The 1,881-nt window shown below is 29.3% G+C and carries 1 protein-coding gene; it reads left to right on the forward strand.

The genetic code is table 11. From position 1 onward, the window contains the following. Window positions 1–97: 97 nt before the first annotated feature. Window positions 98–1,726, forward strand: coding sequence for an IS1182 family transposase (locus NNC19_RS23320; protein WP_310941084.1), 1,629 nt, complete (start codon window positions 98–100; stop codon window positions 1,724–1,726). Window positions 1,727–1,881 lie beyond the last annotated feature (155 nt).

The raw sequence follows: 1,881 nt of genomic DNA on the forward strand, positions 1-1,881 counted from the left end.
GGGGCTGTCGCACTAAATAATTAGTGCACAGCTCATTTTTGTGAAAAAAATAAACCCCAGATTCTACAAATCTGAGATTTATGATAAAATATTTTTCATGCGAACTAAAAACATTTTACAAAAAGATTATACAATTAATCAGAAATTTTATCAATTGAAGCTTCCATTAAATATTGATTATATGATACCAGCTAATGATTCAGTGCGATTACTAAGTCAGTTTGTAGAGGAGATGGATTTAACAGATTTATATTTGACTTATTCCAAGATTAAGGAAAATCAAGTATCGCCAAGAAAAATGCTGAAAATTATGATCTATTCGTACATGAATAACCTTTATTCATCACGAAAAGTTGAAAATGCATGCCGTAGAGATATTAATTTTATGTTCTTACTTGAAGGTTCAAATGTTCCAGATCATGCTACCTTTGCACGATTTAGAAGTATGCATTTTGCTCCTTGTTCAGAAAGAATTCTTGCTGAGATTAGTAATTTTCTTTATGACATAGGTGAAATTTCTGGAGAGTCTATATTTATTGATGGAACCAAAATCGAAGCATGTGCAAATAAATATACTTTTGTCTGGAAAAAAGCTGTTACAAAAAATATGGGGAAACTGCTAATTAAGATAGCTGACCTTGTAAAAGAGTGTGAGGATCTCTATGATATTAAAGTTGCTTATAGAAATACTGTACAAATAAAGCATGTGAAGAAGCTTAGAAAAAAGCTTTATTTACTTAAAAAATCTGAAGGAATAGAATTCGTACACGGATGTGGGAAAAGAAAATCTCCATTACAACGTTCGATTGAAAATCTTGAAGAGTATCTTTCAAAATTTAAAGAATACACTAAAAAAGTATACACTTGCGGTAGTAGGAACAGTTATTCAAAAACTGATATTGATGCCACATTTATGAGAATGAAAGAAGATGCAATGAAAAACGGACAACTTAAACCGGCTTATAATTTGCAGCATGGTGTAGATTCAGAATATATTACATGGCTCTCTATTGGACCACAGCCAACAGATACAACAACACTTATTCCATTTCTTGAAAGTATGGAAAAAAACTTAAATTTTAAGTATTCAAAAATAGTTGCAGATGCTGGATATGAAAGTGAAGAAAACTACTCATTTATAGAAGAAAATAATCAAATATCTTTTATCAAACCTTCTAATTATGAAATTTCAAAAAAACGAAAATATAAAAATGACATTGGTAAGATAGAAAACATGCTTTATGATGAACAAGGTGATTTTTATATATGTAAAAATAACAAAAAGTTAAAAGTAGATACAATAAAATTTAGAAAATCTAAAACAGGATATACAAGTGAAAAAACAGTTTATACTTGTGAGGATTGTAGTAACTGTATCTATAAAAGTAGCTGTATAAAAGGGAATAATTCTAAAATTTCTCTAGAACAGAGAACTAAAAAACTAGAGACATCAAAAAAGTTCAGTCTCCAAAGAAAAAATGATTTAGAAAGAATTTTAACTGATGAAGGTTGTATTCTTAGAGTAAATAGAAGCATACAAGCTGAAGGTTCTTTTGCTCAAATAAAGCAAGATATGAATTTTAGAAGATATATGTCTCGTGGACAGCAGAATGTATTAGCAGAAAGCGTACTTCTTGCTTTAGCTCATAATATAAATAAATTACATAACAAAATACAAGCTGGCCGAACTGGTAAGCATTTATTCAATCTACAGAAAACTTCATAAATTTAATTTTAAAAAAGTCTTTTAAATAGGCTTATTAAAGTGCGCCTATTTTTTGAAATTTTAAAATTAAAGAGCTATTGCATATAAGAAAATGATATTTAGTTCAAAAAGGGAGCTATCGCTAACGGATATTCATCCGCTAATGCGACAGCTCC

The organism is Clostridium sp. SHJSY1 (genome assembly GCF_031626875.1).
Taxonomy (GTDB): domain Bacteria; phylum Bacillota; class Clostridia; order Clostridiales; family Clostridiaceae; genus Clostridium.